General features: G+C 65.3%; 24 protein-coding genes and 1 pseudogene. 13 read left to right on the top strand and 12 right to left on the bottom strand.

The window, feature by feature from the left end; translation table 11 throughout:
* Positions 1-11 precede the first annotated feature (11 nt).
* From accC to VHN57_RS00115, 3 genes are all read left to right on the top strand, one after another.
* A complete protein-coding gene (gene accC, locus VHN57_RS00125; protein ID WP_004210354.1) occupies positions 12-1,364 on the top strand; it encodes an acetyl-CoA carboxylase biotin carboxylase subunit in 1,353 nt (450 codons plus the stop codon).
* Entirely contained in the window at positions 1,361-1,705 is a 345-nt protein-coding gene (locus VHN57_RS00120) for an arsenate reductase family protein (RefSeq protein WP_037506175.1), read from the top strand. Before accC ends, VHN57_RS00120 begins: the two co-directional genes overlap by 4 nt.
* Positions 1,706-1,789: 84 nt before the next feature.
* The gene (locus tag VHN57_RS00115; protein ID WP_069335956.1) at positions 1,790-2,539 is read left to right on the top strand and encodes a ParA family protein; all 750 of its coding nucleotides are present in this window, start codon (positions 1,790-1,792) and stop codon (positions 2,537-2,539) included.
* A gap of 9 nt (positions 2,540-2,548) precedes the next feature.
* Here the strand turns inward: VHN57_RS00115 and VHN57_RS00110 are convergent, their stop codons facing one another.
* Positions 2,549-4,852 (bottom strand): putative bifunctional diguanylate cyclase/phosphodiesterase, encoded by a 2,304-nt coding sequence (locus tag VHN57_RS00110; RefSeq protein WP_423282260.1) that lies wholly within the window; start codon positions 4,850-4,852, stop codon positions 2,549-2,551.
* A 108-nt stretch (positions 4,853-4,960) separates the two neighbouring features.
* Complete coding sequence (locus tag VHN57_RS00105) at positions 4,961-6,721, bottom strand: fatty acyl-AMP ligase (protein WP_278986808.1); 1,761 nt, start codon at positions 6,719-6,721, stop codon at positions 4,961-4,963.
* Positions 6,722-6,884: 163 nt separating this feature from the next.
* Here VHN57_RS00105 and VHN57_RS00100 point away from each other — a divergent pair, with 163 nt between their 5' ends.
* The 4 genes and pseudogenes from VHN57_RS00100 to VHN57_RS00085 all read left to right on the top strand — a co-directional run.
* Positions 6,885-7,409 carry a regulatory protein RecX gene (locus VHN57_RS00100; protein WP_278986809.1) on the top strand — a complete coding sequence of 175 codons (525 nt, stop codon included), beginning with the start codon at positions 6,885-6,887 and terminating at the stop codon, positions 7,407-7,409.
* Between the two features lie 48 nt (positions 7,410-7,457).
* On the top strand, positions 7,458-8,015 hold the full coding sequence (locus tag VHN57_RS00095; protein ID WP_125985624.1) for a DUF192 domain-containing protein: 558 nt from the start codon (positions 7,458-7,460) through the stop codon (positions 8,013-8,015).
* A 50-nt stretch (positions 8,016-8,065) separates the two neighbouring features.
* Positions 8,066-8,464: an NADH:ubiquinone oxidoreductase subunit NDUFA12 gene (locus tag VHN57_RS00090; RefSeq protein ID WP_004210347.1), complete on the top strand. Its 399-nt coding sequence runs from the start codon at positions 8,066-8,068 to the stop codon at positions 8,462-8,464.
* Positions 8,443-8,877: pseudogene (locus tag VHN57_RS00085) on the top strand (DUF2155 domain-containing protein); the annotation flags it as partial. The gene VHN57_RS00090 and the pseudogene VHN57_RS00085, both read left to right, overlap by 22 nt.
* A 35-nt stretch (positions 8,878-8,912) precedes the next feature.
* Here the strand turns inward: VHN57_RS00085 and aat are convergent.
* Positions 8,913-9,665: a leucyl/phenylalanyl-tRNA--protein transferase gene (aat, locus tag VHN57_RS00080; protein ID WP_125985625.1), complete on the bottom strand. Its 753-nt coding sequence runs from the start codon at positions 9,663-9,665 to the stop codon at positions 8,913-8,915.
* Positions 9,666-9,746: 81 nt separating this feature from the next.
* On the opposite strand from aat, the gene VHN57_RS00075 reads away from it, so the two are divergent.
* Positions 9,747-11,048, top strand: a complete 1,302-nt coding sequence (locus VHN57_RS00075; protein WP_125985626.1) for a dipeptidase — start codon at positions 9,747-9,749, stop codon at positions 11,046-11,048.
* Positions 11,049-11,106: 58 nt separating this feature from the next.
* Here VHN57_RS00075 and VHN57_RS00070 read toward each other — a convergent pair whose 3' ends face one another.
* Positions 11,107-12,144 (bottom strand): S66 peptidase family protein, encoded by a 1,038-nt coding sequence (locus VHN57_RS00070; protein ID WP_206434111.1) that lies wholly within the window; start codon positions 12,142-12,144, stop codon positions 11,107-11,109.
* Positions 12,141-12,587: a cupin domain-containing protein gene (locus tag VHN57_RS00065; protein ID WP_278986814.1), complete on the bottom strand. Its 447-nt coding sequence runs from the start codon at positions 12,585-12,587 to the stop codon at positions 12,141-12,143. Before VHN57_RS00065 ends, VHN57_RS00070 begins: the two co-directional genes overlap by 4 nt.
* 53 nt (positions 12,588-12,640) lie before the next feature.
* Here VHN57_RS00065 and dapE point away from each other — a divergent pair, with 53 nt between their 5' ends.
* Positions 12,641-13,783, top strand: a complete 1,143-nt coding sequence (gene dapE / locus VHN57_RS00060; RefSeq protein WP_278986816.1) for a succinyl-diaminopimelate desuccinylase — start codon at positions 12,641-12,643, stop codon at positions 13,781-13,783.
* Positions 13,784-14,276: 493 nt separating this feature from the next.
* On the opposite strand, the gene VHN57_RS00055 is transcribed toward dapE, so the two are convergent.
* From VHN57_RS00055 to secB, 5 genes are all read right to left on the bottom strand, one after another.
* The gene (locus VHN57_RS00055; RefSeq protein WP_423282254.1) at positions 14,277-15,533 is read right to left on the bottom strand and encodes a dicarboxylate/amino acid:cation symporter; all 1,257 of its coding nucleotides are present in this window, start codon (positions 15,531-15,533) and stop codon (positions 14,277-14,279) included.
* 138 nt (positions 15,534-15,671) lie between these two features.
* On the bottom strand, positions 15,672-16,319 hold the full coding sequence (locus VHN57_RS00050; RefSeq protein WP_004210337.1) for a DUF4136 domain-containing protein: 648 nt from the start codon (positions 16,317-16,319) through the stop codon (positions 15,672-15,674).
* Between the two features lie 210 nt (positions 16,320-16,529).
* On the bottom strand, positions 16,530-17,534 hold the full coding sequence (gene trpS / locus VHN57_RS00045) for a tryptophan--tRNA ligase (protein ID WP_097382177.1): 1,005 nt from the start codon (positions 17,532-17,534) through the stop codon (positions 16,530-16,532).
* 20 nt (positions 17,535-17,554) lie between these two features.
* A complete protein-coding gene (gene murJ, locus VHN57_RS00040; RefSeq protein WP_278987274.1) occupies positions 17,555-19,129 on the bottom strand; it encodes a murein biosynthesis integral membrane protein MurJ in 1,575 nt (524 codons plus the stop codon).
* Between the two features lie 69 nt (positions 19,130-19,198).
* On the bottom strand, positions 19,199-19,702 hold the full coding sequence (gene secB / locus VHN57_RS00035; protein WP_048936411.1) for a protein-export chaperone SecB: 504 nt from the start codon (positions 19,700-19,702) through the stop codon (positions 19,199-19,201).
* A gap of 221 nt (positions 19,703-19,923) precedes the next feature.
* Between secB and VHN57_RS00030 the strand changes: the two genes are divergently transcribed.
* The 4 genes from VHN57_RS00030 to VHN57_RS00015 all read left to right on the top strand — a co-directional run bounded on the left by VHN57_RS00030 (position 19,924) and on the right by VHN57_RS00015 (position 24,182).
* Positions 19,924-20,580, top strand: coding sequence for a Tim44/TimA family putative adaptor protein (locus tag VHN57_RS00030; protein ID WP_278987276.1), 657 nt, complete (start codon positions 19,924-19,926; stop codon positions 20,578-20,580).
* Positions 20,577-21,842, top strand: coding sequence for a murein transglycosylase A (gene mltA, locus VHN57_RS00025; RefSeq protein ID WP_037506193.1), 1,266 nt, complete (start codon positions 20,577-20,579; stop codon positions 21,840-21,842). Before VHN57_RS00030 ends, mltA begins: the two co-directional genes overlap by 4 nt.
* A gap of 9 nt (positions 21,843-21,851) precedes the next feature.
* Positions 21,852-22,385, top strand: coding sequence for a Smr/MutS family protein (locus tag VHN57_RS00020; RefSeq protein WP_048936409.1), 534 nt, complete (start codon positions 21,852-21,854; stop codon positions 22,383-22,385).
* A 102-nt stretch (positions 22,386-22,487) separates the two neighbouring features.
* Positions 22,488-24,182, top strand: a complete 1,695-nt coding sequence (locus tag VHN57_RS00015) for a putative bifunctional diguanylate cyclase/phosphodiesterase (protein ID WP_423282250.1) — start codon at positions 22,488-22,490, stop codon at positions 24,180-24,182.
* A gap of 10 nt (positions 24,183-24,192) precedes the next feature.
* On the opposite strand, the gene VHN57_RS00010 is transcribed toward VHN57_RS00015, so the two are convergent.
* Together VHN57_RS00010 and dnaA are read right to left on the bottom strand one after the other, a co-directional pair.
* The gene (locus VHN57_RS00010; RefSeq protein ID WP_278987041.1) at positions 24,193-24,798 is read right to left on the bottom strand and encodes a peptidylprolyl isomerase; all 606 of its coding nucleotides are present in this window, start codon (positions 24,796-24,798) and stop codon (positions 24,193-24,195) included.
* A 68-nt stretch (positions 24,799-24,866) separates the two neighbouring features.
* On the bottom strand, positions 24,867-26,285 hold a 1,419-nt coding region (gene dnaA / locus VHN57_RS00005), incomplete at its 5' end, for a chromosomal replication initiator protein DnaA (protein ID WP_004210320.1).

The following is a 26,285-nucleotide window of genomic DNA, read 5'->3' as shown; positions in this document are numbered from 1 at the left end:
GCCGCGATCCCATGGCCATCGAAAAACTGCTGATCGCCAACCGGGGCGAAATCGCGCTGCGCATCCACCGCGCCTGCCATGAAATGGGCATCAAGACGGTGGCGGTCCATTCGACCGCCGACGCCGACGCCATGCATGTGCGCCTCGCCGACGAGGCGATCTGCATCGGGCCGCCCGCCGCCAAGGACAGCTATCTCAACATCGCCGCGATCATCTCGGCGGCGGAGATCAGCGGCGCCGACGCAATCCATCCGGGCTATGGCTTCCTCAGCGAAAACGCCAAGTTTGCCGAGATCGTCGAGGCTCATGGCCTCGCCTTTGTCGGTCCCAAGCCCGAACATATCCGCACCATGGGCGACAAGATCGAGGCGAAGCGTACCGCTGGCGCACTCGGCCTACCGCTGGTGCCGGGTTCGGACGGCGCGGTCAGCGATGTCGAGGAAGCGCGCGCGATTGCCGATGCTGCCGGCTATCCGGTGATCATCAAGGCCGCGTCCGGCGGCGGCGGTCGCGGCATGAAGGTCTGCACCTCGCCCGACCAGCTCGAAACGCTGATGCAGCAGGCCGGTTCGGAAGCGAAGGCCGCGTTCGGCGACGCCACCGTCTATATCGAGAAATATCTCGGCAATCCGCGCCACATCGAAATCCAGGTGTTCGGCGACGGCAATGGCAACGCCATCCATCTTGGCGAACGCGATTGCTCGCTGCAGCGCCGTCACCAGAAGGTGCTGGAAGAAGCACCCTCGCCCGTCCTGTCGCAGGCCGAGCGTGAACGGATCGGCGGCATCTGTGCCAAGGCGATGGCCGACATGGGCTATCGCGGCGCAGGCACCATCGAGTTCCTGTGGGAAAATGGTGAATTCTACTTCATCGAGATGAACACCCGCCTGCAGGTGGAACATCCGGTGACCGAGATGATCACCGGCCTCGACCTGGTGCGCGAACAGATCCGCGTTGCCGAAGGCAAGCCCCTGTCGGTGAACCAGGAAGATATCCGCTTCACCGGCCATGCGATCGAATGCCGCATCAACGCGGAAGATCCCAAGACCTTCGCGCCTTCGCCGGGCACCGTCACCAGCTATCATGTTCCGGGCGGCATGCATGTCCGCGTCGATAGCGGCCTGTATCAGGGCTATAAGGTGCCGCCTTACTACGACTCCATGATCGGCAAGCTGATCGTCTATGGCCGCACCCGTGAGGGCGCGATCATGCGTCTGCGCCGCGCGCTGGAGGAATATGTGATCGAGGGGATGAAGACGACCATCCCGCTGCATCAGGCGCTGCTGAAGGATCCCGAATTCCTCAACGGTGACTATACGATCAAGTGGCTCGAAGAGTGGCTTGCCCGTGAGGATGGCCAGTGAAGGCCACGATCTGGCACAATCCCAAATGCGGCACCTCGCGCAAGACGCTGGCGATCCTTGAGGAAACGCCCGGCGTCGAGGTGGAGGTGGTTGAATATCTCAAGACCCCCTTCACCCGCGACAAGCTGGTCCAGTTGTTCGCCGACGCCGGGATGACCCCGGCCGAAGCGATCCGCAAGATGGGCACCGATGCCGAGGAACGCGGCCTGCCGGACATGACGGCGGATGCGATCCTGGACGAGATGGCGGCCAATCCGGCCTATGTGAACCGCCCCTTCGTCGAAACCGAGAAAGGCGTGCGCTTCTGCCGTCCCCAGGACAAGGTTCTGGAAATCCTCTGAATATCAGCCGCTTGTCACGCCCATGTAACAAGCGGCTGATTTGAGCCCTTGCTTTGACGGGGGGAAGCCGTAGCTTCCTCTCCCATGGCAAAGGAACCGGCATTGGCGACCATCGCCGTCTACAGCCTCAAGGGGGGCGTTGGCAAAACCACCTTTTCGGTCAACCTCGCCTGGGCGTCGGCGAGCATATCGAAACGGCGCACCCTGCTCTGGGATCTCGACCCGCAGGCCGCGTCGAGCTGGCTCCTCTCCACCGATCTTGAAAGCCGCGATGCGGCCCAGGCCATTTTCAGCAAGGATGTCGAAGTCCGCAAGCTGATCCAACCCACCACCGTGCCGGGTCTGGACCTGATCGCCGCCGACACCTCGCTGCGCAGCCTCGACCATCTATTCCGCGAGATGGACAAGAAGAAGCGGCTGGCCAAGCTGATCGAGAGCCTGGGCAAGGATTATGACCGCATCATCCTCGATTGCCCGCCGGGCCTCACCGAAACCAGCGAGCAGGTGCTGCGCGCCGCGGACCTGATCGTCATCCCCGTCATCCCCTCCCCCCTGTCGCAGCGCGCGATGGGCGAGGTGGCACGCTATCTGGTGCAGCGCGGCGGCAATCATGCGCCGATCCTGCCAGTCTATTCGATGGTCGACCGCCGCCGCAGCCTGCATCGCAAGGCACTGGACGAACAGCCCGGCTGGGGCGCGATCCCGATGGCCAGCACGATCGAGCAGATGACGGTCCGTCGCAAGCCGCTGGGCGCCTTCGCCCCTGCCTCGCCCCCGGCCCAGGCCTTCGGCGCGCTATGGACGATGGTCGAACGGCAGGTTCAGCAGGGCTGAGGCCCTGCCTCAGCCTACGGCGCAGGCCTGCGCCGGCGGATCGGGGAACAGGCGCGCCGCATCCTGCGGCAGCATCGGCCGGCCATAATAATAGCCCTGCACCTTCTTGCAGCCCAGCCGGCGCACCATGTCCAGTTCGGTCGCGGTTTCCACCCCTTCCGCCGTGGTCGACATGCCCAGGCTTTCCGCCAGCGTCACCACCGCCCGGATGATCGCCAGATTTTCCGGTGTGTTATGCGCCGCGCCGACGACGAAGCTGCGGTCGATCTTGATCGTGTTGAAACGGGTGCGGCTGAGATAGCCGAGCGAGGAATAGCCGGTGCCGAAATCGTCGAGCGACAATTGTATGCCCATCGCCTGCAACTGATCCAGTACGCGCAGCGCGCCGTCATCCTCATGCATGAACACGCTTTCGGTGACCTCCAGCTCCAGCCGCCGCGCATCGAGCCCGCTCTGCGCCAGCGCATTGATCACCGCGGAGATGAAGTTGGACTGGTGCAGCTGTTCCGCCGATACGTTGACGGCGACCCTTATATGCGCGGGCCAGCGCATCGCCTCGCGGCAGGCGGTGCGCAGCACCCATTCGCCAATCGGCCCGATCAACCGAGCCTCCTCGGCCACCGGCACGAATTTCGACGGCGGGATCGGCCCCAGTTCGGGATGAGTCCAGCGCGCCAGCGCCTCGAACCCCGTGATCACGCCGGACGTCGCATCCACGACCGGCTGATAGAGCAGATGGAGCTGATCCTTCTCCAGCGCCTCGCGCAGCGCCTGCTCCAGCCGCTGCCGTTCTTCGGCCTTGGCATGCAGCTGCGGCTCATAGGGGCAATGGACACCGCCCCCTTCATCCTTGGCGCGATAGAGCGCCAGATCGGCGCTGCGGATGATCGATTCGGACTGATGCCCGTCGATCGGCGAGACGGCCGAGCCGACCGACGCCCCGACATGCAGCACATGCTGATCGATCTGATAGGGGGCCGACAGCGCGTCGATGATCGCGATCGACAGGCGCGCCACCGCCCGGTCGTCGTCGATGCGCGCGATCACCACGCCAAATTCGTCGCCACCGATGCGCCCGCAAAAACCGGCACCGCCACAGACATGACGCAGGCGCTGCGCCACCTGGCTGAGCAGCTGGTCGCCGACCTGATGGCCCAGACTGTCATTGATCGCCTTGAACCGGTCGAGATCGAGCATCAGGAACGCGCAGCCGGGCCGGCGATTGCCGGTGTCGGCCATCGCCTGGTCCAGCGCATCGCGCAGATGGGCGCGGTTGGGCAGGCCGGTGAGCGTGTCGAACCGCGCCAGCTGGGCGATCTTGTCGGCCGATTCCCGCTGGACGGTGATGTCCGACCCGACACCGCGAAAGCCCTGGAAATTGCCATTGTCATCATAGCGGGGCGAGGCCGACAGTTCGAGCCAGCGCGTGCGCCCCTGCACATCGACGGGCAACGCCAGATTGCTGAAGCTCTCCCGCCGCTTGAGATGATCCGCCAGGCTATGCAGGCTGGAGGCGAAGCGGCCGCTTTCCCATCCGGTGCCAGCCAGAACCTGGACCAGCGGCGCCCCTTCCAGCGCCTGCGGCGTCATGCCGACGCTTTCGGCGAAACGCTGGGATACGCCGCTGATCCGGCGCAGCGCATCGGTCTGCCACAGCCAGTCGGATGCGCCCTGCTCATATTCGCGCAGCAACAGGCTGACGACTTCGGTCTGCTCGGCCAACTGGACCGTGGTGCTGTGCTGGCGCGCGAAGGTGCGGGCATAGATGAGGCAGCCGACCAGCAGCGACAGTGCATAGCTGGTGGCGAGCGCCCGCAGCGGCAACAGGGTTTCGCCATCGAACATCGCCGACAGACCGACGATGCAGGGCACCAGGAAAGCGATCGCGGCCAACGGCGTCGCCGCATAGCTGATTGCGCCGCACACCATGATGCAGCTGATGAGGGTCCAGAGCGCCACCAGATGCTCGGCCCCCTCTCCCCTCGAAAAAAGCGTCATGCAGGCCGCCCAGACCAGGCCGTGCAGCAGGCCGGTCAGGGCATGACGGCGCAGGTCGCGCGCCTGCGGCACGCCGCCGGCGCCGATCTTCCGGCGATGGATCAACAGGGCACTGATGGCGACGGCGCCGATCAGCGCGACGCTCCAGCCAATCATGACGGTCGCCGAAACATGGCTGCCGAACACGCGCCAGAGGAACAGCAGGCCGAACACGTTCATCGCCAGACGCAGCAGCGCGACGCTGTCTGCCGACTGCAACTGGGCAGTCAGGACGCGCATATCGGCTTCATCGACGAGGCGTGCGAGCCCCATCATCGCCCTTAGCGAGCCCCGTCCCTGTCGGTCGGTTTCGGATTGCCCTTGCTCGATACCCACATGCCCGGCCTAGCAGGCAATGGTTATCAATCGGTATGCGTCGCCCGATCAGGCAGCGATATCGTAAGGACGGATCTCGCCGGTCAGATAGAGGTTGCGTGCCTTGGACCGGCTGAGCTTGCCGGAACTGGTGCGCGGCAGGGTGCGCGGCGGCACCAGTTCGACGACGCAGTTCATGCCGGTGATGGCGCGAACCCGCTCGCGAATCTGGTCGCGCAGACGCGAACGCTCCTCATTGTCGGAGGTGCGGCAATGGACCAGCACTGCCGGCGCTTCCTCGCCGCCCGGCGTGGTGATCGCGAAGGCGGCAATGTCGCCCTGCTTGAAGCCCGGCAGCTGTTCCACGGCCCATTCGATATCCTGGGGCCAGTGATTCTTGCCGTTGATGATGATCATGTCCTTGGCGCGGCCGACAATGTAGAGATAGCCATCGGACAGATAGCCCATGTCGCCCGTGTCCAGCCAGCCATCCGCCATGCAGGCCTCGGTCGCTTCGGGATCGCGGAAATAGCCGACCATCAGCGAGGGGCCGGTGGTCCAGACCTTGCCGATCTGGCGCTCGTTCATCAGGCCGCCATCCTCGTCGCGGATCTCGACGATCATGTCCTTGGCGGGCTTGCCGCAATTGACGATCGAGCGGAAACGCTGCGGACGGCCTTCCGGCGCGGCACCGCCCGACAGGTCGGTTTCCTCGACCAGTTCGACGATGATGCCTTCGCCCGGCGGCATGATGGTGACCGCCAGGGTCGCTTCGGCCAGGCCATAGCTCGGCAGGAACGCCTTGGGGCTGAAGCCGGCATCGCCAAACGCATCGACGAAGCTCTGCATCACGTCGGGGCGAATCATGTCGGCGCCGTTGCCGGCCAGGCGCCAGCGCGACAGGTCGAAACGGTCGGCCGCCTTGGTCTGGCTCGACATGCGACGCGCGCAGATGTCGTAGCCGAAGGTCGGCGAGTAACTGATCGAGGTGCCGTCATTGCGGCTGATCAGGTCCAGCCAGGCCAACGGACGGCGGGCGAAATCCTCGGTCTTCATATAGTCGGTCGACACCTGATTGGCGACGACCGACAGGAAGCAGCCGACCAGGCCCATGTCATGATACCAGGGCAGCCAGCTGATGCAGCGATCGCTTTCCTGCACTTCCATGCCATGGCTGTGCGCCGACAGGTTGGACAGCAGTGCATGGTGTGTCACGGCAACGCCATGGGGGAAGCGGGTCGAACCGCTCGAATATTGCAGATAGGCGATTTCCTCGCCCTTGGCCTGCGGCAGGTCGCAGGGGACCGCGTCGCGGGCGATGAAATCCTCGAAGGCGATGCTCTCGACCGACTTCTGGCGACCGGATTCGCCCGCCATGTCCTCCAGTTCCTTGGGGAAGAGGAACAGCATCGGGTCACAGCTCGACAACTGGACATTGAGCTGGTCGATATAGCTTTCCTTGCCGCCGAAGCTGGTCGGCAGCGGCAGCGGCACCGGCCAGGCGCCGGCATAGACGATGCCGAAGAACAGCATGGCGAAGTCGGCGCCGGTTTCGGCGACCAGGGCGACGCGGTCCTCGGGCTTCACGCCATGAGCGATCAGGCGATGGGCACAGGCCATCGCGTCCTCGCGCAGTTCGCTGAACGGATAGGGCCGCGCCAGATTGCCGCGCGCATCATGGAAATTGAGACCGCGCTTGCCCTGCGCCGCATAGTCCAACGCTTCGCCCAACGTCTCGAAATCGGAGAAGCGGCGCGGAAGAACATCGTTGGTCGGCGTAGGTGCCATCATAATCTGCGAACCCGTCATATTGGTGTCACCCAATGTCATATCTGTCATATTCCGGCGGCCGCTATCAGTTTTGACGTCGACTTGCACCGGATAGTTTCAATCCAGCCTGTGCTTCTAGACCATAAGGCGCGGTAAAATTCCGGCCCGACTGTGGCATAAAGATGGCGCTTAGCGCATGATGGCGCACAATGCACGACCGGTCATGACCAGCCAACGCCCGCCCCCCCCCCTGGACGAAGACGCCTTGCGCGAATTGGCGCTGCGCTATGTCGGCCGGTTCGCGACCAGCCGCGGCAAGCTGCTCGCCTATCTTGCGCGCAAATTGCGCGAGCGCGGATGGGGCGGGGAAGCGCCGGCCGATCCCGAAGCGCTGGTCGCCCGCTTTGCAGAACTTGGCTATGTCGACGACAGCGGCTTTGCCCTGATGAAGAGTGCGGCGCTCGGCCGACGCGGCTACGGCGCCCGCCGCGTCACCGAAACGCTGCGCGCCGCCGGCATAGAGGAAGCCGATCGTGGCGCCGCCGATGCCCAGGCGCAGGCCGATCGCTGGGCGGCAGCCGACCGATTCGCCCGACGCAAGCGGATCGGCCCCTATGCGATGCAGGCGCCCGATCCCAAGGGACGGGAAAAGGCGATCGCCGCCTTCCTGCGCGCCGGCCATGACTATGCCCTGGCCCGGCGCTGGGTCGATGCAGCCCCCGGTGACTTCCCCGAAGCGGAGGATTGAGGGTTAATTCTCTCCCGCACTTCCCCGAAACCCGCTAGGCAGGATCGCATGATCCTTACCCGACTGCTTTTCGCCGCCGCCCTGCCCGCGCTGCTCCTGGCCTGCTCTGCCAAGCCCGATGCCGGCGCCGACGCCGCAAATGACAGCGGCAATGTCCAGGCCGCCGCGCCGCAGGGCGCGCTGCTCCCCCTCGTCATCCACACGGCGAAGGGGGTGCATCGCTTCGACGTGGAAGTCGCCCGGACCGAGGCGGAGCAGGAACAGGGGCTGATGTTCCGCAAGGCGCTGGATGCCGACAAGGGCATGCTGTTCCCGATGGAGCCGCCGCGCACCGCCAGCTTCTGGATGAAGAACACGATCATCCCGCTCGACATGCTGTTCATTCATACCGACGGCACGATCGCCTTCATCGGCGCCAATGTCGCCCCCTATTCGCGCGAGCCGGTGTCCGCCGGCGTGCCGGTGGTGGCGGTGCTGGAACTGCGCGGCGGCCGCGCCGCGGAACTGGGCATCAAGGAAGGCGACCGCCTATCCTGGGGCAAATGCGCAACAACCGACGGCAAGAGCGCGATCGACCTCAATTTCTGCCCGACAACCGCCCGTTAGGGCCATATCGTCCTTGCCCACGTCAATCCCAACGGCTAAGCGCATCGGCCATGGGTATCCTGGCAAACATCTTCACCTGGTGGAATGGCGCCACCTTCGGCACCTGGCTCTTTACGGCTCGCAAGGGCACGAAAGTGGGCGAGGACCATCAGGGCAATGTCTATTATGAAGGCGGCGTCGATCCGAACGGCCTGACGCGCCGCTGGGTGATGTATAACGGCGCCAATGATTCGAGCCGCGTGCCGGCCGAATGGCATGGCTGGCTGCACCACTCGATCGAGGGCACGCCCGAGAGCTTCCTGCCGCCGCCGCGCATCTGGGAAAAGGAATTCACCCCCAACGCGACCGGCACCGCCAACGCCTATCGTCCCTCGGGCGCGCTCGAAAAGGGCGGCCAGCGCCAGAAGGCGACCGGCGATTACGAGGCATGGAGCCCCGACGCGGCATGATTCGGCGTCCGGCGGGGGGATTCCCGCCGATCCTGCTTGGCGCGCCGCTTCTGGGGTGCGCGCTGCTGGCGGCCTGCGGTCGCAATGATGCGCCAGAAGCGAATCAGAGCGGCCCGATGAAGATCGAGGGCCAGCCTATCCGCAACGCGGACGAGGCCAGCCTGTCCGGTACGCCGATGGCCGAGCGCACCGCCGTCATAGGCCTGCTCAACAAGCGCAACGGCCTGACCCGCGACCTGACGATGAAGCCCGGCGAGGCGCTGCGCGTCGGCGACGCCATCGTCCGCCTGCAGGCGTGCGAGACCACGGCCCCCTGGGAAAATGTGCAGGAAACCGGCGCCTTCGTGCAGTTGGACGTGCGCAGCAGTTCCGACGGCAAGTGGCGCCGCAATTTTTCCGGCTGGCTGTTCCGCGAACGGCCCGACCGCAATGTCGTCCAGCACCCGGTCTATGACGTCTGGGTCAAGAGCTGCACGATGGAATGGCCCGAAAGCGGTCCTGCCACGGTCAAGCTGGGCGACAAGGGCAAGGTGCCTGCCGCCGCATCGCCGGCCAGCGGCGCAAACGCCAGTTCGGCCGCCGCGCCCGAACCGGCCGACAGCACCGCGTCGCCCGTTCCCAGCGGCACGTCGCCGACGGCAACGCCCAACAACTGAAGATAGTCGCGCTGGCTGATTTCCTGCGCGCCCATGCTGCGCAGATGATCGGTCATGAACTGGCAGTCGAGCAGGCTGAAGCCGCCAAAGCGCATCCGCGCCACCAGCCAGGCCAGCGCCACCTTTGACGCGTCGGTGCGACGCGACACCATGGACTCGCCGAAAAAGGCACCACCCAGCGCCACGCCATAGAGGCCGCCGACCAGTTCATCCCCGTCCCAGCATTCGATCGAATGGGCAAAACCCAGTTCGTGGAGATGGCGATAGGCGCGCTCGATCGGGCCATTGATCCAGGTCGACGGACGATCGGGCGCGGCTTGCGCACATAGGGCGACGATGCCGGCAAAGGCGCGGTTGGCGGTGACGCGAAACCTGTCCTGCCGGATCGTCTTTGACAGCGAACGTGACAGGTGAAGGCCATGGAGCGGCAGGATCGCCCGCCTTTTGGGCTCGACCCAATAGACATCGTCGGCCTGCCGGTCATCGGACATCGGGAACACGCCGATGGCATAGGCCTGCAGCAGCAACAGCGGATCGATCGTCATCGATTCAAGGGTCTAGCCAATGTCGTACCCGCCCGCCAGCCGCGATTGACTTGATCCGTCGCCCCCCTAGTCTCCCGCGCCATGATATCCCTCCGCCTCGCAGCCCTGCCGCTGCTCCTCGCCACCGTCGCCCTCCCCTTCGCCGCCTCGGCCGCGCCCGCATCCGATCCCTATGCCGCGCGAATCGCCAAGGTGCTGAAGGCCACCCCGCTGATCGACGGCCATAATGACTGGCCCGAAGCGATGGCCGGCAAGGCCGGGGACGCCCGCTGGACCATGCCGCTCGACCGGCTCGATCCCAGCCAATATCATACCGACATCACCCGCCTGCGTGCCGGGCAGATGGGCGGGCAATTCTGGTCCGTCTGGGTGTCGGCCGACCTGCCCGAACTGCAGCAGGTGAAGGACACGGTCGAGCAGATCGAACTGGTCCACAGCCTCGCCCGCCGCTACCCGCAGGACTTCACCCTCGCCACCACCGCTGCCGAGGTCCGTGCCGCGCACAAGGCCGGACGGATCGCGTCGATGATCGGGGTCGAAGGCGGCGGCCAGATCGACGGCAGCCTGGCCGTGCTGCGCGCCTATCATGACCTTGGCGCCGGCTATCTGACGCTGACCCACAGCCGGACCATCGCCTGGGCCGACAGCGCCACCGACAATCCGCAGCATGACGGCCTCACCCCGTTCGGCGAGGCGGTGGTGCATGAACTCAACCGCCTGGGCATGCTGGTCGACCTCGCCCATGTCAGCGAAGGCGTGATGCTGGACGCACTGAAGATCAGCAAGGCACCAGTCATCTTCTCCCATTCCAGCGCGCGGGCGCTGTGCAACACACCGCGCAACGTGTCCGACGCGATCCTGCAGCAGGTCGCGGCCAATGGCGGCGTGGTCATGGTCAATTTCGCGCCGCAATATGTGTCGGAGGCCCGCCGGGTCTGGAGCGCGGCGCGCAGCGCGGAAATGGCCCGCTATAACGCCCCGCCCTTTGGCGGCCTTTATATCGGTGATCCCGAGGGCGCGAAGAAGGCGCTGGCGGAATGGGAAAAGGCCAATCCCGAACCGGTCGTCACCCTGTCGATGGTGGCCGACCATATCGACCATATCGCCAAGGTCGCGGGCGTCGACCATGTTGGCATCGGCAGCGATTTCGACGGCGTGGGATCGCTGCCCCAAGGGCTGGGCAGCGTCGCCACCTATCCCGCGCTGCTGGCCGAACTGATGCGCCGCGGCTGGAGCGATGCCGACATCGCCAAGCTGGCCGGCGAGAATGTGCTGCGTGTCATGGCGGCGGCCGAGAAGGTTGCCGACGGGATGAAAGGCGAGCCGATCGGCAATGGCACCGTCGCCTCATTGGACGATGCCAAAGCTGCAGCAAAAGAGTAGAGCCTGATTCACGCCATCGCTGGAAGCGCGAAGCGCTTCCACCTCAAACGATCAGGCTCTAACTGACCGCCGGCTCCAGCAACCGGATCGTGCCCGCGTCCGCGTCGATTTCGGCGCGGGCGCCGACCGGCAGGCTGAACTGGTTGGCGACATGGCCGAACAGCGCGCCCTGGAAAGCGGGGATGCCGAGCGGCGCCAGATGCTGCTGCAGCACTTCCGACAAAGTGAAGCCGCCATAGGACACGCCGGTGGCCGTGCAGCTGGTGCATTGGCCGAAGACGAATCCGGCAAGCTTTGGCAATATGCCCGCCAGCGACAATTGGGTCAGCATCCGGTCGATGCGATATTCCGCCTCGTTCGTTTCCTCCACGAACAGGATCGCGCCGGTGAAATCGGGCAGCCAGGGCGTGCCCATCAGCGCCGTCAGCACCGTGAGATTGCCGCCCAGCAGCCGGCCGCTCGCCTTTCCGCCACCAAAGGTGCGGATGCGGCCGCTGCGCGGCACCAGCCGATCCTCCGCCCCCACCGGATTGACATAGGTCGGCGTCGCCCCGTCGAACGCCACCGCACGGAAGCTGTCCCAGCTGAGCTTGCCCCAGCCGCTGGCGGCATTGGGGCCGTGGATGGTGGTGAAGCCGGCGCGGGCCGCAAAGGCCAGGTGCAGCGCCGTGATGTCGGAAAAGCCGGTCAACAGCTTGGGATTGGCGCGAATCGTCTTGAAGTCGAGATAGGGCAGCATGCGCGCGCAGCCCCAGCCGCCGCGCACCGCGAACACCGCCTTCACCTCCGGATCGGCATACATGGCGTTGACGTCGGCGGCGCGGTCGGCATCCTTGCCCGCCAGATAGCCATAGCGCTCGACCAGATGCGGCGCGGCCTTGGGCTTCAGCCCCATCGCCCGGATCGTATCCATGACCAGGTCCAGGTCGAAGGCGTCATCGGTGAAGCCCGCCGGCTCGACCAGGCCGACCACATCCCCTTCGCGCAAGCGCGGCGGCCGGATCAGCCCGGCGGGCGCCGCTGCCGAAACCGAGGGCACGCCCGCCGCGACCACAGCACCACTTATTCCGGCCAGCAACCCACGACGATCCATCATGCAAAAACGCTCCCATCCTTGTGGCGATAGACCCCACCGGACAGGTGCAGATCGATATCGGGATAATGGCAATCACTGACAGACGGACGGCCAAAGGCAAGGAAGACGCAGTCCTCATCGCTTTCGTTAAGCAGATGATGGCCATCCGCCACACCCTTGGGAAAGGCCGCCATGTCGCCCGGTGCCATCGGCGTACGCCCGCCCTCCTCGACCAGCACCGCCTCGCCCGACAGCATGACGACAAATTCGTCCTCGCCCTCATGCCAGTGGCGTTGCGATGAGGCTGCGCCGGGTTTCAGCACGACATGGCTGACACCGAAATCGGCGAGCCCCGTCGCGATCCCGAGCCGGCGATAGTAGCGACCGGCGACCGTCAGCGCATGATCGCCCGGATAGCCGGTGGCATTGCTCTGGGGAATGGCGGCGAGATCGATCTTCGGCATGGCCCCTCTCCTCTGCGCTGGTCAAGAAAGACGGCTTTCGCTAACGCTGCCCCATGACCAAGACCAGCACCAATCACGACGCCCTGGCCCTGGCCGAGCGCCTGCTCGCCTGCCCCTCCGTCACCCCGGCCGTCGGCGATGTGTTCGCCGAGTTGGAAGCGATGCTGGTCCCGCTGGGCTTCACCGTAGACCGTTTCGTCAGCGGCGTCGCGCCCGACGGCCCGGTCGAAAATCTGCTCGCCTGGCGCACCACCGGTGCCGGACCGCATTTCGCCTTTGCCGGCCATCTCGATGTCGTCCCGCCCGGCCATGGCTGGGCCAGCGATCCCTTCACCCCGGTGGTGCGCGGCGACCTGCTCTACGGCCGCGGCGCGGTCGACATGAAGGGCGCGATCGCCGCCTTCGTCGCGGCGCTGCACGAACTGCCCGACGGCCTGCCCGGCACGATCAGCCTGATCATCACCGGCGACGAGGAAGGGCCGGCCACCTATGGCACGCTGGCGCTGATGGACCGGATGGTCGCCCATGGGCTGCACCCCGACATGTGCCTGGTCGGCGAACCCACCTCCTCGGCACGGCTGGGCGACGTGGTGAAGATCGGCCGGCGCGGATCGGTCAACATGTGGATCAAGGTGGCGGGCACGCAGGGGCATGTCGCCTATCCCCACCTGGCCGACAATCCGATCCCGGCGCTGGTCCGCATCCTGGCCAAGATCGATGCGGAAGTGCTGGATACCGGCACCGACTGGTTCCAGCCCAGCAATATCGAGATCACCGACCTGGAAGTCGGCAACCCGGCGCATAATGTCATTCCGGCGGCGGCGACCGCGCGCATCTCGATCCGTTTCAATGACCAGCATAGCGGCGCGTCGCTGATCGAGCGGATCAGCGCGATCGCGGCGAGCGAAGGCGGCAGCGTGGAGGCCAAGATCAGCGGCGAGCCGTTCCTGACCCAGCCGGGCACGCTCTCCACCCTGATCAGCGATGCGATCCGCGACGTGACGGGCCTCGACACCGAATTGTCGACCACCGGCGGCACGTCGGACGCGCGCTTCCTCTCGCGCCTCTGCCCGGTCGCCGAATTCGGCCTCAACAATGCGACGATGCACAAGCTGGACGAGGCCGTCGCGGTCGCCGACCTGCACGACCTGACCCGCATCTACACGCTGATCACGGAACGGGCGCTGCGGGGCTAGATTAACCGCCTGCCTGGAAGCAATTCGTCCAGAGCGGGCGCCCAAGCCCGGCATGACGGGTGAGCATGATCACATCTTGAACAGGGGAGCAGTTGCCCTCTGCTCCGCGATCATTCCTCTTCGGGATATCCGCATGCGCATTTCGCAGGCTCACGCCAATCGGCCGTAAGTTCCTCGACCTTTGCGATCTGCGTGGAGCAGGACGGGCACCAGACCCCGAATTCATCAACATAAGACCAGCTAGTATCGGGCCAGCAGACTTTCTGATTCATCAAATTTCTCCGTGGCGCACCGTTTGGAGCGATCCACGAAGAGACACCAGTTAAAGAACGGTAATGCGGTTACATGACAGCCCGCCAGTTGGCCTTAGTCCATGAAAGCGGGCTTATACCTCATCGTACGCCTGCATCGCTGACGACGCGGCATCTTTGACAACAATAATATCTCACACAATAGTCATAAATAAATATACCGAATAATTGTATAAATCTTCTCAAACATTTTCCGCTATATCTCTTTCAGTCCGTATCGCGCCGGATCTATCTATGATGCGGGTTACGCCCATGTCGGCGGTGACATTGCCGACGGTGCGAAAAATGTCCGGCACGGTTTCGACGGCCAGCAGCAGCGGTAGCGCCTCGACCGGGACGCCCATGGCGAGGCAAATGGGACCGGTGGTGGTGAAGAAGGTGATCTGGCTGGGTAGGCCCACCGCCGCCAGGCTGACGATCGCGGCGACCGCGACGCCCAGCATGATCTGCACCGGGCCGAGCGCCACGCCGTTCATCGCCGCCACATAGAGGGCGACGCCCAGATTGGCGGGCGGACTGGTGATGCGGAACAGCGAGATGGCGAGCGGCAGCACGATCGAACGCGTGCTTTCCCGCACCGCCAGCGGGCCGTCGCTTGCCGCGATCATCGCCGGCAGCGAGGCGATCGAGCTTTGGGTCGAAAAGGCGATGAGTTGGGCCGGCAAGGCCGCACGAGCGAAGCGACCCGGCGCGATCCGGCCCAGCAGGATCACCAGCGGGTAGACCAGCGCCGTCACGGCCAGGCAAATGAGGACGATGAAGGCGATATAGTGGAGCAGCGCCCCGGCGGTGGCGAGGCCAGAGCGGCTGCCGGCGACCAGTGCCAGGGCGAACACCCCGATCGGCGCGAGCCACAACACCCAGCCAACGACGATCAGCAACGTATCGACCAGCGCGGCGAGGAAGCCCGTCAGCGCGGCGCGCCGCTCCTCCGCCACCCGCGTCACGGCAAAGCCGAAGACGAGGGCGAAGAGGACGACGGCGACCACCTGTCCCTCGGCCGCACTGCGGATCGGGTTGGCCGGAATGAAACCCAGCAACCATTCGGCGGAGGGGCGGACGCCGGGCACCTCGCTGGCCGGCCCCGCCCCGGTGAGCGCCCCCACAGCGCCAGCCGGCACTGGCCAGAGTTGCAGCAGCAACGGCCCCAGCAGTGCCGCGACAGCCGCCGAGGCAGTGAGCAGCAGCGCAAACAGGATCAGCGTTCGGGTCGCCGTGCCGCTGGTCCGCGCAGTGCTGGCGGCGGATGCAACGCCGGTGACGAGCAGCGCGAAGATCAACGGGATAAGCGGCATCTGGAGCCCGTTGAGCCAGGCCTTGCCGACCGGCTGGGCGATATCGACGATACGCGCATCCAGCGCACCACCATATTCCGACAGGGCAATGCCGCACACCAGCCCCGCGACCAGCGCTATCATGATCCTGACCGTCAACGACATGTGCATTCCCCCTGATGCGTGACGGCATCGCTCCCCTGCCGATCAGCCTAAAAGCTTGCAGTCAAAAAGAAAGCCCGGCGATCGCAGGGATCGCCGGGCCAATTTGGTCTGACTGGGAGCCGACCGTATCTTGACTGCTCAGCCCTTCTTTTCGGGCGGCAGGGTGATCTTCACATCCTCGCCATTCTGGCCGGGGAAATTGGTGAACATCGCGTCGATCAGATTGGGCACCAGATAGGTCAGCTTGTTGGACAGTGACTGGGCGCTGGCCTTGCCCTCGAACAGGCGCAGATTATCGGCCGCACGATCGATCTTCATGCTGAGATCGCTGGTGTAGACGGTGTAGCTCGACACGTCGTTGAAGCCGGCACCGCCGAACAGCCAGGGATCATAGAAGCCATAGCCCCAGGGGCGACCCCAGCGGCCATAGCCCCAGCCGCCGCCGAAATAGGGGCTCGGTCCGAAACCACCGGTCGAGCGCACACGCTCCCGGCCATTGTCGACATCATAGGCGACACGCACGATGAGGTCGGCCTTGGCCGGATCGCCGGCGGCGACATAGCCGGTCTGGGTCAGGCGTTGCCCGACCATCTGGGCATAATGGGAAAATTCGAGCCCACCGGCGAGCTTGGGATCGTCGGCGACGATCGTGTAGCTCTGCCCTGCGGGTGCGGGGAGCTGCTGGAAACGGGCGACGTCCGCCTTGAACGACGTGGCGCAGCCGGACAGGGCCACCAACGCCAGCGCGGGCGCTGCGAAAAGGCCGATCTTGCTGAAAGCTTTCATTTTTTCGCGTCCTGAATCAGGCGGATGCCTGTTAGTCTTCTTGCGCCCTGCTCTAGCAAAACGCAACTGAACATCGTTTGAACGCACCAACCCGTCGATTGGACGCAAGCCATGTCCGGTCAATGAAGGGACGGAGCGGTGGCGCCCATTCCGTATGCCTGCCACAGGGAATGGATTCTTTCCCCGCCCCCTGTGGCATCAGGGCATCACTCAGCGCATCAGGCCCATGGCGTCATAGGCCGCGCGCAGGGTCGGTTCGGCTGCCGCCGCCGCCTTGGCCGCGCCCTTGTCGAGGATCGCGTCGAGCGCGGCATCGTCGGTGCGCAGTTCCACGAAACGCTCGCGCATCGGCCGCAGCGTTTCGACCAGCAACTCGCCCAGCGCCGGCTTGAACGCGCCAAAGCCCTTGCCCGCGAACTGGGCACAGACCGCGTCAGGCGTGCTGTTCGACAGGGTGGCGTAGATGCCGATCAGGTTGGTCGCTTCCGGACGACCGGCCAGACCCTCCGCCGTTTCGGGCAGCGGCTCGGGATCGGTCTTGGCCTTCTTCACCTTGGTCATGATCGCATCATCCTCGTCGGTAAGGTTGATGCGGCTCAGATCCGAAGGATCGGACTTCGACATTTTCGCCGTGCCATCGCGCAGCGACATGATGCGCGCCGATTCCTTCGGGATGATCGGCGCCGGCAGGGTGAAGACGTCAGCGCCGAAATCGGTGTTGAACTTGGTGGCGATGTCGCGCGACAGCTCGAGATGCTGCTTCTGGTCCTCGCCCACGGGGACATGGGTCGCCTGATAGAGCAGGATGTCGGCCGCCTGCAGCACCGGATAGACGAACAGGCCGACCGACGCGCCCTCGCGGTCCTTGCCCGCCTTGTCCTTGAACTGGGTCATGCGGTTGAGCCAGCCGATGCGCGCGGTGCCATTCAAGAGCCAGGCGAGTTCGGCATGGGCCGGCACGCGCGCCTGGTTGAAGAGGACCGAGCGATCGGGATCGATGCCCGAGGCGACCAAAGCGGCGGCCATGTCGCGCACGTTGCGGATGCGCTGTTCGCGCCCTTCATGCACGGTGATCGAGTGCATGTCGGCGAGGAAGAAGAAGCACTGGCTGCCTTCATCCATCTCGTCCTGCATCTTCACCCAGTTGCGGATCGCGCCAAGGTAGTTGCCAAGGTGCAGATTGCCGGTGGGCTGGATGCCGGAAAGGACGCGCATACTCTAATCCATTCTGTTGGTTACGGGGTGCCTCGCCGCCGCATCAGCGCCTTGAGGTCGGATAGGCGATAGGCGCCAGTGACGAAGCATGCCAGCCCGTACAGCGCGACGCCCGCGCCGACAAGCAGGGCAAGCCCGATATAGCGGCTGACCATCGGGCCCGAGAGCATCGGGTCGAGCAGATCCTCGCCGGCCCAGAGCGCCAGCCCCATCACCACCGCCGCCACGGCGAGGCGCGGGATACGGCGGCGCAGTTGCGGGTCTGCCGTAAAATGCCCACGCACGACCAAGGTGCGATAGAGCATCGCGACATTGACGGTGGAGGAGAGCGCGGTGGCGAGCGGCGGGCCGATATGGCCAAGCGTGGGAATCATCGCGAGATTGCCGACGATATTGATGGCGATCGACAGCATCGCATAGCGCACCGGCGTCTTCGTATCGCCGCGCGCATAATAGCCCGGCGTCAGCACCTTCACGAGCACATAGCTGGGCAGGCCGATCGAGAAGGCGGACAGTGCCCAGCCGCAGCGCATCGCATCCTCGGCGCTGAAGCGGCCATATTGGAACAGGCCGCGCACGATCGGTTCGGCCACGGTGATGAAGGCGACGGTCGCCGGCAGGGTCAGGAACAGGGCGAGTTCGATGCCCCGGTTCTGCGTCTCCATCGCCGCCTGATCCTCGCCCTTCGAGAGCATGCGCGAAATGGTGGGCAGGAGAATGGTGCCCAGACCGATGCCGATCAGGCCGAGCGGCAACTGATTCAACCGGTCGGCATAATAGATATAGGTGATCGAGCCCGAGGCGAGCAGCCACCCCGACAGCGCCGTGGAGATCAAGAGGTTGATCTGCGATGCGCCGGCGCCGGCAGCGGCCGGCACGATCAGGCGCAGCAGCTCGCGCACGTCTGCGTCGAGGCGCGGACGCTTCAATTTCATCGAGACGCCGGCCCGCTTGCAGGCCCAGATCAGCCAGAGGAGTTGCAACGCGCCGCCGACCGTGACCGACATCGCCTGTACCCGAGCGGTCTCATATTCATCGGCGCCGTGGAAGAACCACAGACCCGCGATCATCGCGACGTTGAGCAGGATCGGCGCGGCCGCATTGACCCAGAATTTGTCGAGCGAATTCAATATACCGCCCAGCAAAGAAGCCAGGCTGATCAACGCCAGATAGGGAATGGTGATGCGCGACAAGGTGACGGCGAAGGCGAACTGATCCGGCGTCGGATTCTGGCGCGAGAAGCCGCCCGACAGCGCCCAGGTGATCGGCCAGGCCGCCGCCAACAGGACGATCGTGAAGAGAATGAGGACCGGCAGCAGCACGGCCAGCGCCCGCTCGGCGAAATGATAGCCATCCGCCATGCCGCCCGGCCCGGCCGCCTTCTTGTTGAACAGAGGGATGAAGGCGGCGGAGAAGGCGCCCTCGGCAAAGAGAGCGCGGAACATATTGGGCAGGCGGAAGGCGACGCCGTTGAAGGCGTCCGACGCGAAGCCGGCCCCGACATAACGGGCCGCGAGCGAATCGCGCACCAGCGCCAGCACCCGGCTGGCGAGCGTCAGCCCGCCGACCGAGCCAAGGGCCTTCACCAATTTCATGCGGCGGCCCTCCATGCCGTTCGGGCTTCGACAGGCTCAGCCCGAACGGGAATCAGTAGCATGATGCAATCAGGCGTGGCCGGCGGGTTCGCCCGTGGTTACCTGCATCTGTTCGGCCTGCTGCAGGTAGAGCGCACCGAAATCGATCGGATCGAGCAGCAGCGGCGGGAAGCCGCCGTCGCGGATCGCGTCGGCCAGCACGCGGCGGGCAAAGGGGAAGACGAGGCGCGGCGCTTCGGCCAGCATGAAGGGCTGGATCTGGTCCTCGGGCACGTTGCGCATGCCGAACAGCGCGGCATAGACCAGTTCGACGGCAAAGGCGGTGCCCTGCGGCGCGACGGCCTTCACTTCGATCTTCAGCGCGATTTCCAGCACTTCGTCACCGACGCGATCGGCGCCGATGTTGAACTGGACGTCGATCTGCGGCTGGTCCTGCCACTGGTAAACGGCCGGGGCGTTCGGATTTTCGAACGACAGATCCTTCACATATTGGCTGATCAGCGCAATCTGCGGCGCGGTGTCGGCGCCATTGCCGGTCACATTGGTCTGGATGGTGTCGGCTTCGTCGGCCATTGTCCTCAAATCCTTGCTGATCGTTCGTTGCTCGCAGGGCCGGAACGGCCCGCGATATCGATCCGCGCGCTTAGCAGTGGCGAAAGATCAGGGCAATGCCGCCCGACAGGAAGCAGCGTCGGCCAATTGCTGCGCATTACAGAGCAAGCCGATATTTGAAGTATCGTGCAAACATGCCTATGTTGATGGAACATCATCCCGAACAAAGGGTATTTGCCTCCGTGTACGTGATCGTCATCCTCGCCATGATTGCCGGCTTCCTGGCACTGCGGCTCTATTCCGTTCTTGGAAAGCGGACGGGCCATGAGCAGGAGCCTGCGCTGCGTCCGGCGGAGGAACGCGCCAAGGTGGGCGGCTTGCAGCCCCGCCCGATGCCGGAAGCGACGGGCGATTCGGTTCGTCTGGCCGAAGGGCTCATCACCCCGACAGGCGAACCCGGCGTGCGCGCGCTGATCAGCGCCGATCGCAGCTTCGACGTGCCGCAATTCGTCGAGGGCGCCAAGAGCGCCTACAAGATGGTGCTGGAAGCCTTCTGGCGCGGTGATCGCGACGAACTGGCCTGGCTGTGCGATGCCGATGTTCTCGGTTCCTTCGAGGAAGCGATCGCGGCGCGCGAAGCGGAAGGCCATGTGCTCGACAACCGCCTGGTACGGATCGAGAAGGCACAGATCGTCGATGCCAGCGTCAATGGCCGTATCGCCGAAGTCTCGCTGCGGTTCGAGGCCGACATTGCCGCCGTCACCCGCGACAAGGACGGCAATGTCATTGCCGGGTCGCTGACCGACGCGGTTGGCACCAACGATATCTGGACCTTCACCCGCGACATCCGCAGCGCGGATCCCAACTGGAAGCTCAGCGAAACCGACGAGGCAGCGTGAGCCTGCGTCATTCGGGGGGAGCGCTGCTTGCAGCGCTGATGCTATCCGCCTGCGCGGGCGGCGTCATTCCGCCATCGGCTGGCGGCCCTGCGCCAAGCCGGCCAAGCGGTAGCGGCGAAGGCGCGACCCGGCCGGTTCCGGCCACGCCCCGCCCCACTCTGCCGCCGAAATTGCCGACCGTATCGCCGGGCGACCTGTCGACGGATCAAGCCAATGCCGCCGGCCTGGGCGTCACGCCCGGCCCCGACATTGCCAGCCTGATCCCGTCCGGTGAGCGCGCCCGCGCCGCCCTGCAGGCCTTCCGCATTTCCTGTCCGACGCTGATGAAGCGCACCGACCAGAGCGGCCTGACGCGCGGATCGGACTGGAACAGCGCATGCAGCGCGGCGTCGAGCTGGCCCGAAGCCACCGCCGCCGAGTTTTTCTCCCGCTATTTCGAGGCGGTGCAGGTGGGCGAGGGCAAGGCCTTCGTCACCGGCTATTATGAACCGGAAATCTCCGGATCGCGCACCCGCCAGCCCGGCTATCAGGTGCCGATCTATCGGCGCCCGGCGGAACTGATCGACGTCAACCTCGGCCTGTTCAGCGACAGCCTGAAGGGCCGCACCATCCGCGGCAAGGTGCAGGGCAGCAATTTCGTGCCGTTCGACGAGCGATCGCAGATCGTCGACGGATCGCTCGCCGGGCGCGGGCTGGAGCTGGCCTGGGCCGCCGACCCGGTCGAATTCTTCTTCCTGCAGGTCCAGGGCAGCGGCCGGCTGACCCTGCCCGACGGCGGGGTGATGCGCATCGGCTATGATGGGCAGAATGGGCGCGACTATACCGGCATCGGCAAGCTGATGAAGGATCGCGGCCTGATCCAGGCCGGGTCGATGCAGGACATCATGCAATATCTACGCGCCCACCCCGCCGAGGGCGCGGCGATCATGAACGAAAATAAAAGCTTCGTCTTCTTCCGTGAATTGACCGGCGCGGGACCGATCGGCGCGCTGGGCGTACCGGTGACGGCCGAGGCGACGGTGGCGGCCGACCCCAAATATATTCCGCTGGGCGCCCCCGTCCTGCTGTCGCTTGATAGGGCCGAACCCAATGGCATCTGGATCGCCCAGGATACCGGCGGTGCGATCAAGGGCGCCAACCGGTTCGACAGTTTCTGGGGGGCGGGCGACCGCGCGCGCGGCATTGCCGGCGGCATGTCCGCTCGGGGCAGCGCGCTGATATTGCTGCCGATCGGGTCCGCCGCACGGCTGGCGCGCCCGTGATCGCGCGCCATGCGACGCCGGACCCTATCTTCTGAAGAGCAGGCGCTCTGGGGCGCATTGACGCGCTCGGTCCGGCCGCTGCGGCCGGGGCTGATCCGTCCGCCCTTGCCCGTTGTCGCCCCGGTGCCGATCCCGGAAACAAGGTTAACGCCGCAGCCTGCCAAGGCGGTGCCGATCACCCCCGCCCGCACGCCAGCGGCCGTACTCGACACTGGCTGGGAAAAGCGAATCCGTAGCGGCAACATCGCCCCCGATATGTCGATCGACCTGCACGGCCATAATCTGGCCGGCGCCCATGTCAGGCTTAATCAGGCGCTGGCGGCAGCGATTGCCCGTGATGTCCGGGTGCTGCTGGTCGTGACCGGCAAGCCGCCAAAAGCCAGCAGCCACGGGGATTCGAGCCGACGCGGTGCGATCCGGGGCGAGATCGGCCACTGGCTGGAGACCAGCCCCTATGCCGATCGCATCGCCAGCGTGCGCATCGCCCATCCCCGCCATGGCGGCGACGGCGCCATCTACCTGATCCTGCGCCGCAAAAAATGACGCAATTTGCGCAGCCACTGACCTTTTCTTAACCACTGTCCTTCATATCCGCCTGATCCAGCAGCACCGATTATCGGGGGCTTTGAGCAGGCAGGGAGGCACATGCAGGGCGTGACAGTGAAAAGCCGCGCTGCTGCCTTTGCCTGTGCGGCCGGCGCGCTCGTCTTCATCCTGTCACTGCTATTGGGCCATGGCGCGGCCGACGATCTGGTCGATGTCGGCCGATCGCTGATCATTGCGATCCTGTGCGGCACGATGAGTTGGGCGTCGGCCCAGCGCAGCATCGCTGCCACCGCAAGCGCCATCGATACCGCGACGGAGCGGCTGCTGGCCGCCGCCCATGGCGATCTTCATTCCCATGTACCCGCCGAGATCGGATTGGAATTGCCTGACCTGTCGGTGGCGATGGAAAGCCTGTTCAGCCAGGTCCGCACCAATCTGGACCATGTCCAGACATTGGCGCTGTTCGACCAGGTGACCGGCCTTGCCAACCGCACCAGCTTCTGTCGGCAGGTCGAACGCCTGCTCGTCGAGCGTGGCGGTGCGGGACCGGCAGCCTTGTTCTTCATCGACCTGGACGGATTCAAGGCGGTCAACGATACGCTGGGCCATGCGGCCGGCGACCAGTTGCTGGCGCGGGTGGCGGGCCGCCTGCGCGAAGTGGTGATGGCGCAGGTCAGCGCAGGCCTGGGCGACGCCGTGATCGGCCGCCTGGCCGGCGACGAGTTCACCATGTTCTTCCCCACCCTGCCCAATCGCGATGCGGCCTCACGCATCGCGCGTGCCATCCAGTTCGCGCTGGGCGAGCGATTCGAACTGGGCAGCCAGCATGTCGATCTGGGCGCATCGATCGGCATCGCCTGCTATCCCGAACATGGCGACAGCCTGTCCGCGCTGCTGCGATCGGCCGACATCGCCATGTATCATGCCAAGCATGAAGGCCGGGGCCGCGCCGAGATGTTCACCGCCGAACTGGCACTGGAGGCGGCGGACCGGGCCGAACTGGAACGCGACCTGTTGTTGGGGCTGGAGCGCGACGAATTCCTGCTGGAATTTCAGCCACAGATCGAGATGAGCCATGGCGGGGTGGCGCAGGCGGTCACGGCCGAGGCGCTCGTGCGCTGGGTCCATCCCGAACGCGCGCTGATCATGCCCGGCGCCTTCGTGCCGGTTGCGGAGGAAAGCGGCATGATCGTCGCGCTGGGCGACTGGGTCATGAGCCGGGTATGCGAGACCGCTGCGCGCTGGGCACGATCGGGCGTGCATCAGCGAATCGCGATCAACATTTCGACCCGCGAACTGGCGCAGGCCGATTTCTTCCTGCGCCTGCGCCACGCCATGGCGACGCACCAGACCCCGCCGCCCATGCTGGAGCTGGAGATTACCGAATCGCTGGCAATGGACATGGACGAACGCGTGCTGGGACAGCTCAGCGCGCTGCGACAGGATGGCGTACGAATCGCCATCGACGATTTCGGCACCGGCTATTCCAACCTGGCCCGGCTGCGCGAATTGCCGGTCGACCGGGTGAAGATAGACCGCAGCCTGGTGCGCGACATCGCGACCTCCGCAGAGGCGCGGACGATCTGCAGCGCGGTCGTCGGGCTGATTCAGGGCCTTGGCATGGAAGTGGTGATCGAAGGGGTCGAGACGCAGGCACAGATGGACATGCTGCGTGTCATCGGCTGCACCCTATTTCAGGGCTATCACCTCGCCCGGCCGATGGGCGAGGCGCAATATCTGGATCGATATGCCACCGCGCCCGCCGTCGAACCGACGGAACGACGCAGCCTCTAAGCCGGACGATTCAGGGCAGGCGCCGGGCAGACAGGATCTTGACCGTCGGCTCCAGCATCTGCCCCTTCATCACGCCATTGCCGGCGGTGGGTGATTTCGGACCGGCCTGGATGGCCTTCACGATATCCAGCCCCTCGACCACATGCGCGAAAACGGCAAAGCCCTGATTGTCGCCGACCGATTCGGGATGCGCGTCCATCGCCGGCATCTTGCCCAGCACGATGAAGAAATCCCCGGTTGCGCTGCCCGGCGCATAGCGAGCCATGGACAGCGCACCATCATCATGGGTGAGGCCCGTCTGGCTCGTGGGCTCATGTTTGATCGGCGGCAGGACGCGCTTGGGGTCATTCTGTGTCCCGCCCTGGATGAAGCCGTAGTCCGGGCCGCCGACGGCGCGGTAGAAGACGGTGCCGTCGAACCGCTTCTGATCGACATAGCGCAGGAAATTGCCGGCCGTGACCGGTGCCTTGTCGGGATGCAGCGCCACCACGATGCGCCCGGCACTCGTATCGAGCGCCACCCGCACATCGCTCGACGCAACGGGCGTTGGAGACTGGGCCAGCAGCGGACCGGAGGCCAGCGCGGCAAGGAGGAACAGGGCCAGGGTGCGGATCATGGCATCAAGCCTAGTCCAACCACCCTGCCCTGTCAGCCCATGGAGTCAGCCCATGGTTGGGACTGCTATCAGCCTTCCAGCTGGCGCATCAGGGCGCGGACGTCGGCGTCCATGTCCGGATGGCTTTCGCGCAGCTTCTCGATCGTGCGCACCGCGTGAATCACCGTGCTATGATCGCGACCGCCAAAGGTACGGCCGATTTCCGGCAGCGAGCGCGGCGTCATCTTCTTCGAGATATACATCGCCACCTGACGCGGACGCGCGACGGCGCGCGCACGGCGCTTCGACTTCATTTCCGACAGGTCGATCTTGAAATGCGCAGCGCAGGCCTTCTGGATCTCGTCGATGGTCAGGCGACGCACATTGGCGCGCACTGCATCGGCGAGCATGGTCTGGGCAAATTCCAGATCGATCGAGCGACCGGTCAGCTGGCCATAGGCCACCAGCTTGTTGAAGGCGCCTTCCAGTTCGCGCACGTTCGAACGGATCGAACGGGCAAGGAAGTCGATCACCGCATCAGGCACCGGCGGATCGCCGGCATGGGCGCGGCGCGCCTCCAGAATCGCAAGGCGCAGGTCGAGACCGGCCGGACGGATATCGGCCACCAGGCCGCCTGCCAGACGCGACAGGATTCGCGGGTCAATGCCGTCCAGCATCTGCGGCGCACGGTCGGCGGTCACGACGATGCGGGCACCGGTATCGATCAGGTCGTTGATCGTGTGGAGGAATTCTTCTTGGGTCGAGCCCTTGCCGGCGATGAACTGGATATCGTCGATCAGCAGCAGGCGCGCGGCACGCAGGCGGGCCTTGAACGCCATCGTCTCGTTCGAGCGCATCGCATTGACGAACTCGACCATGAAGCGTTCGGCCGACATGTAGAGCACCGGTGCGCTCGGCGAATGGGCCGAGAAGGCCCGCGCGATCGAGTGCAGCAGGTGCGTCTTGCCCTGGCCGGTGCCGCCATGGATGAAGAGCGGCGTGAAGCGGGGCTCCGCCTCGCCCGCCATCGCCAGCGCCGCCGAATAGGCGAGCTGGTTGGTTTCACCCGGAACGAACTGGTCGAAGGCGTGGCGCGGCTGGAAGTTGCAGGCGACGGTCGGCGCAGCGGCAACGATCGCCGGCGCCGTCACGGCTGCGGCCACGTCGCGCTTCACCTCCAGCAGGCGCGGGCCCGACGAATCGGGCGCACGGCGCAGGCGCACTTCACGCACGCCAGCGCCCGAGCAGCGCCAGGCCATGCGCAGGCGATCGCCAAACTGGCCGGAAACAAAATTCGCGCTGAAATCCGACGCAAAATGGAGATCCAGCGTCTGCGAATCGGGGCAATAGTCACCCAGGCGCGCAGGCTTCAACCATTGGTCGAACATGCGCGCGCCGATGTCGCGGCGCAGACCGGTGCGGATGGTCGTCCAGGCGGATTCCAGGCGGGCCATATCTGCCGCTGCCTCTCCGTCCTGAATTCCAAGCACCGCCGCATTATCCTTCAT

The organism is Sphingobium salicis subsp. salicis, from assembly GCF_049472635.1.
Taxonomy (GTDB): domain Bacteria; phylum Pseudomonadota; class Alphaproteobacteria; order Sphingomonadales; family Sphingomonadaceae; genus Sphingobium; species Sphingobium yanoikuyae_A.
Note: the sequence above shows the minus strand (reverse complement) of the source record. Positions and strands in the feature narration are given on the sequence as shown.

Bases quoted from the DNA above. Each gene is read 5' to 3' on its own strand.
- accC (WP_004210354.1), top strand. From the start codon at position 12: ATGGCCATCGAAAAACTGCTGATCGCCAACCGGGGCGAAATCGCGCTG.
- VHN57_RS00115 (WP_069335956.1), top strand. From the start codon at position 1,790: ATGGCAAAGGAACCGGCATTGGCGACCATCGCCGTCTACAGCCTCAAG.
- VHN57_RS00110 (WP_423282260.1), bottom strand. From the start codon at position 4,852: ATGATGGGGCTCGCACGCCTCGTCGATGAAGCCGATATGCGCGTCCTG.
- VHN57_RS00105 (WP_278986808.1), bottom strand. From the start codon at position 6,721: ATGACATTGGGTGACACCAATATGACGGGTTCGCAGATTATGATGGCA.
- VHN57_RS00100 (WP_278986809.1), top strand. From the start codon at position 6,885: ATGACCAGCCAACGCCCGCCCCCCCCCCTGGACGAAGACGCCTTGCGC.
- VHN57_RS00095 (WP_125985624.1), top strand. From the start codon at position 7,458: ATGATCCTTACCCGACTGCTTTTCGCCGCCGCCCTGCCCGCGCTGCTC.
- VHN57_RS00090 (WP_004210347.1), top strand. From the start codon at position 8,066: ATGGGTATCCTGGCAAACATCTTCACCTGGTGGAATGGCGCCACCTTC.
- aat (WP_125985625.1), bottom strand. From the start codon at position 9,665: ATGACGATCGATCCGCTGTTGCTGCTGCAGGCCTATGCCATCGGCGTG.
- VHN57_RS00075 (WP_125985626.1), top strand. From the start codon at position 9,747: ATGATATCCCTCCGCCTCGCAGCCCTGCCGCTGCTCCTCGCCACCGTC.
- VHN57_RS00070 (WP_206434111.1), bottom strand. From the start codon at position 12,144: ATGATGGATCGTCGTGGGTTGCTGGCCGGAATAAGTGGTGCTGTGGTC.
- VHN57_RS00065 (WP_278986814.1), bottom strand. From the start codon at position 12,587: ATGCCGAAGATCGATCTCGCCGCCATTCCCCAGAGCAATGCCACCGGC.
- dapE (WP_278986816.1), top strand. From the start codon at position 12,641: ATGACCAAGACCAGCACCAATCACGACGCCCTGGCCCTGGCCGAGCGC.
- VHN57_RS00055 (WP_423282254.1), bottom strand. From the start codon at position 15,533: ATGTCGTTGACGGTCAGGATCATGATAGCGCTGGTCGCGGGGCTGGTG.
- VHN57_RS00050 (WP_004210337.1), bottom strand. From the start codon at position 16,319: ATGAAAGCTTTCAGCAAGATCGGCCTTTTCGCAGCGCCCGCGCTGGCG.
- trpS (WP_097382177.1), bottom strand. From the start codon at position 17,534: ATGCGCGTCCTTTCCGGCATCCAGCCCACCGGCAATCTGCACCTTGGC.
- murJ (WP_278987274.1), bottom strand. From the start codon at position 19,129: ATGAAATTGGTGAAGGCCCTTGGCTCGGTCGGCGGGCTGACGCTCGCC.
- secB (WP_048936411.1), bottom strand. From the start codon at position 19,702: ATGGCCGACGAAGCCGACACCATCCAGACCAATGTGACCGGCAATGGC.
- VHN57_RS00020 (WP_048936409.1), top strand. From the start codon at position 21,852: ATGCGACGCCGGACCCTATCTTCTGAAGAGCAGGCGCTCTGGGGCGCA.
- VHN57_RS00015 (WP_423282250.1), top strand. From the start codon at position 22,488: ATGCAGGGCGTGACAGTGAAAAGCCGCGCTGCTGCCTTTGCCTGTGCG.
- VHN57_RS00010 (WP_278987041.1), bottom strand. From the start codon at position 24,798: ATGATCCGCACCCTGGCCCTGTTCCTCCTTGCCGCGCTGGCCTCCGGT.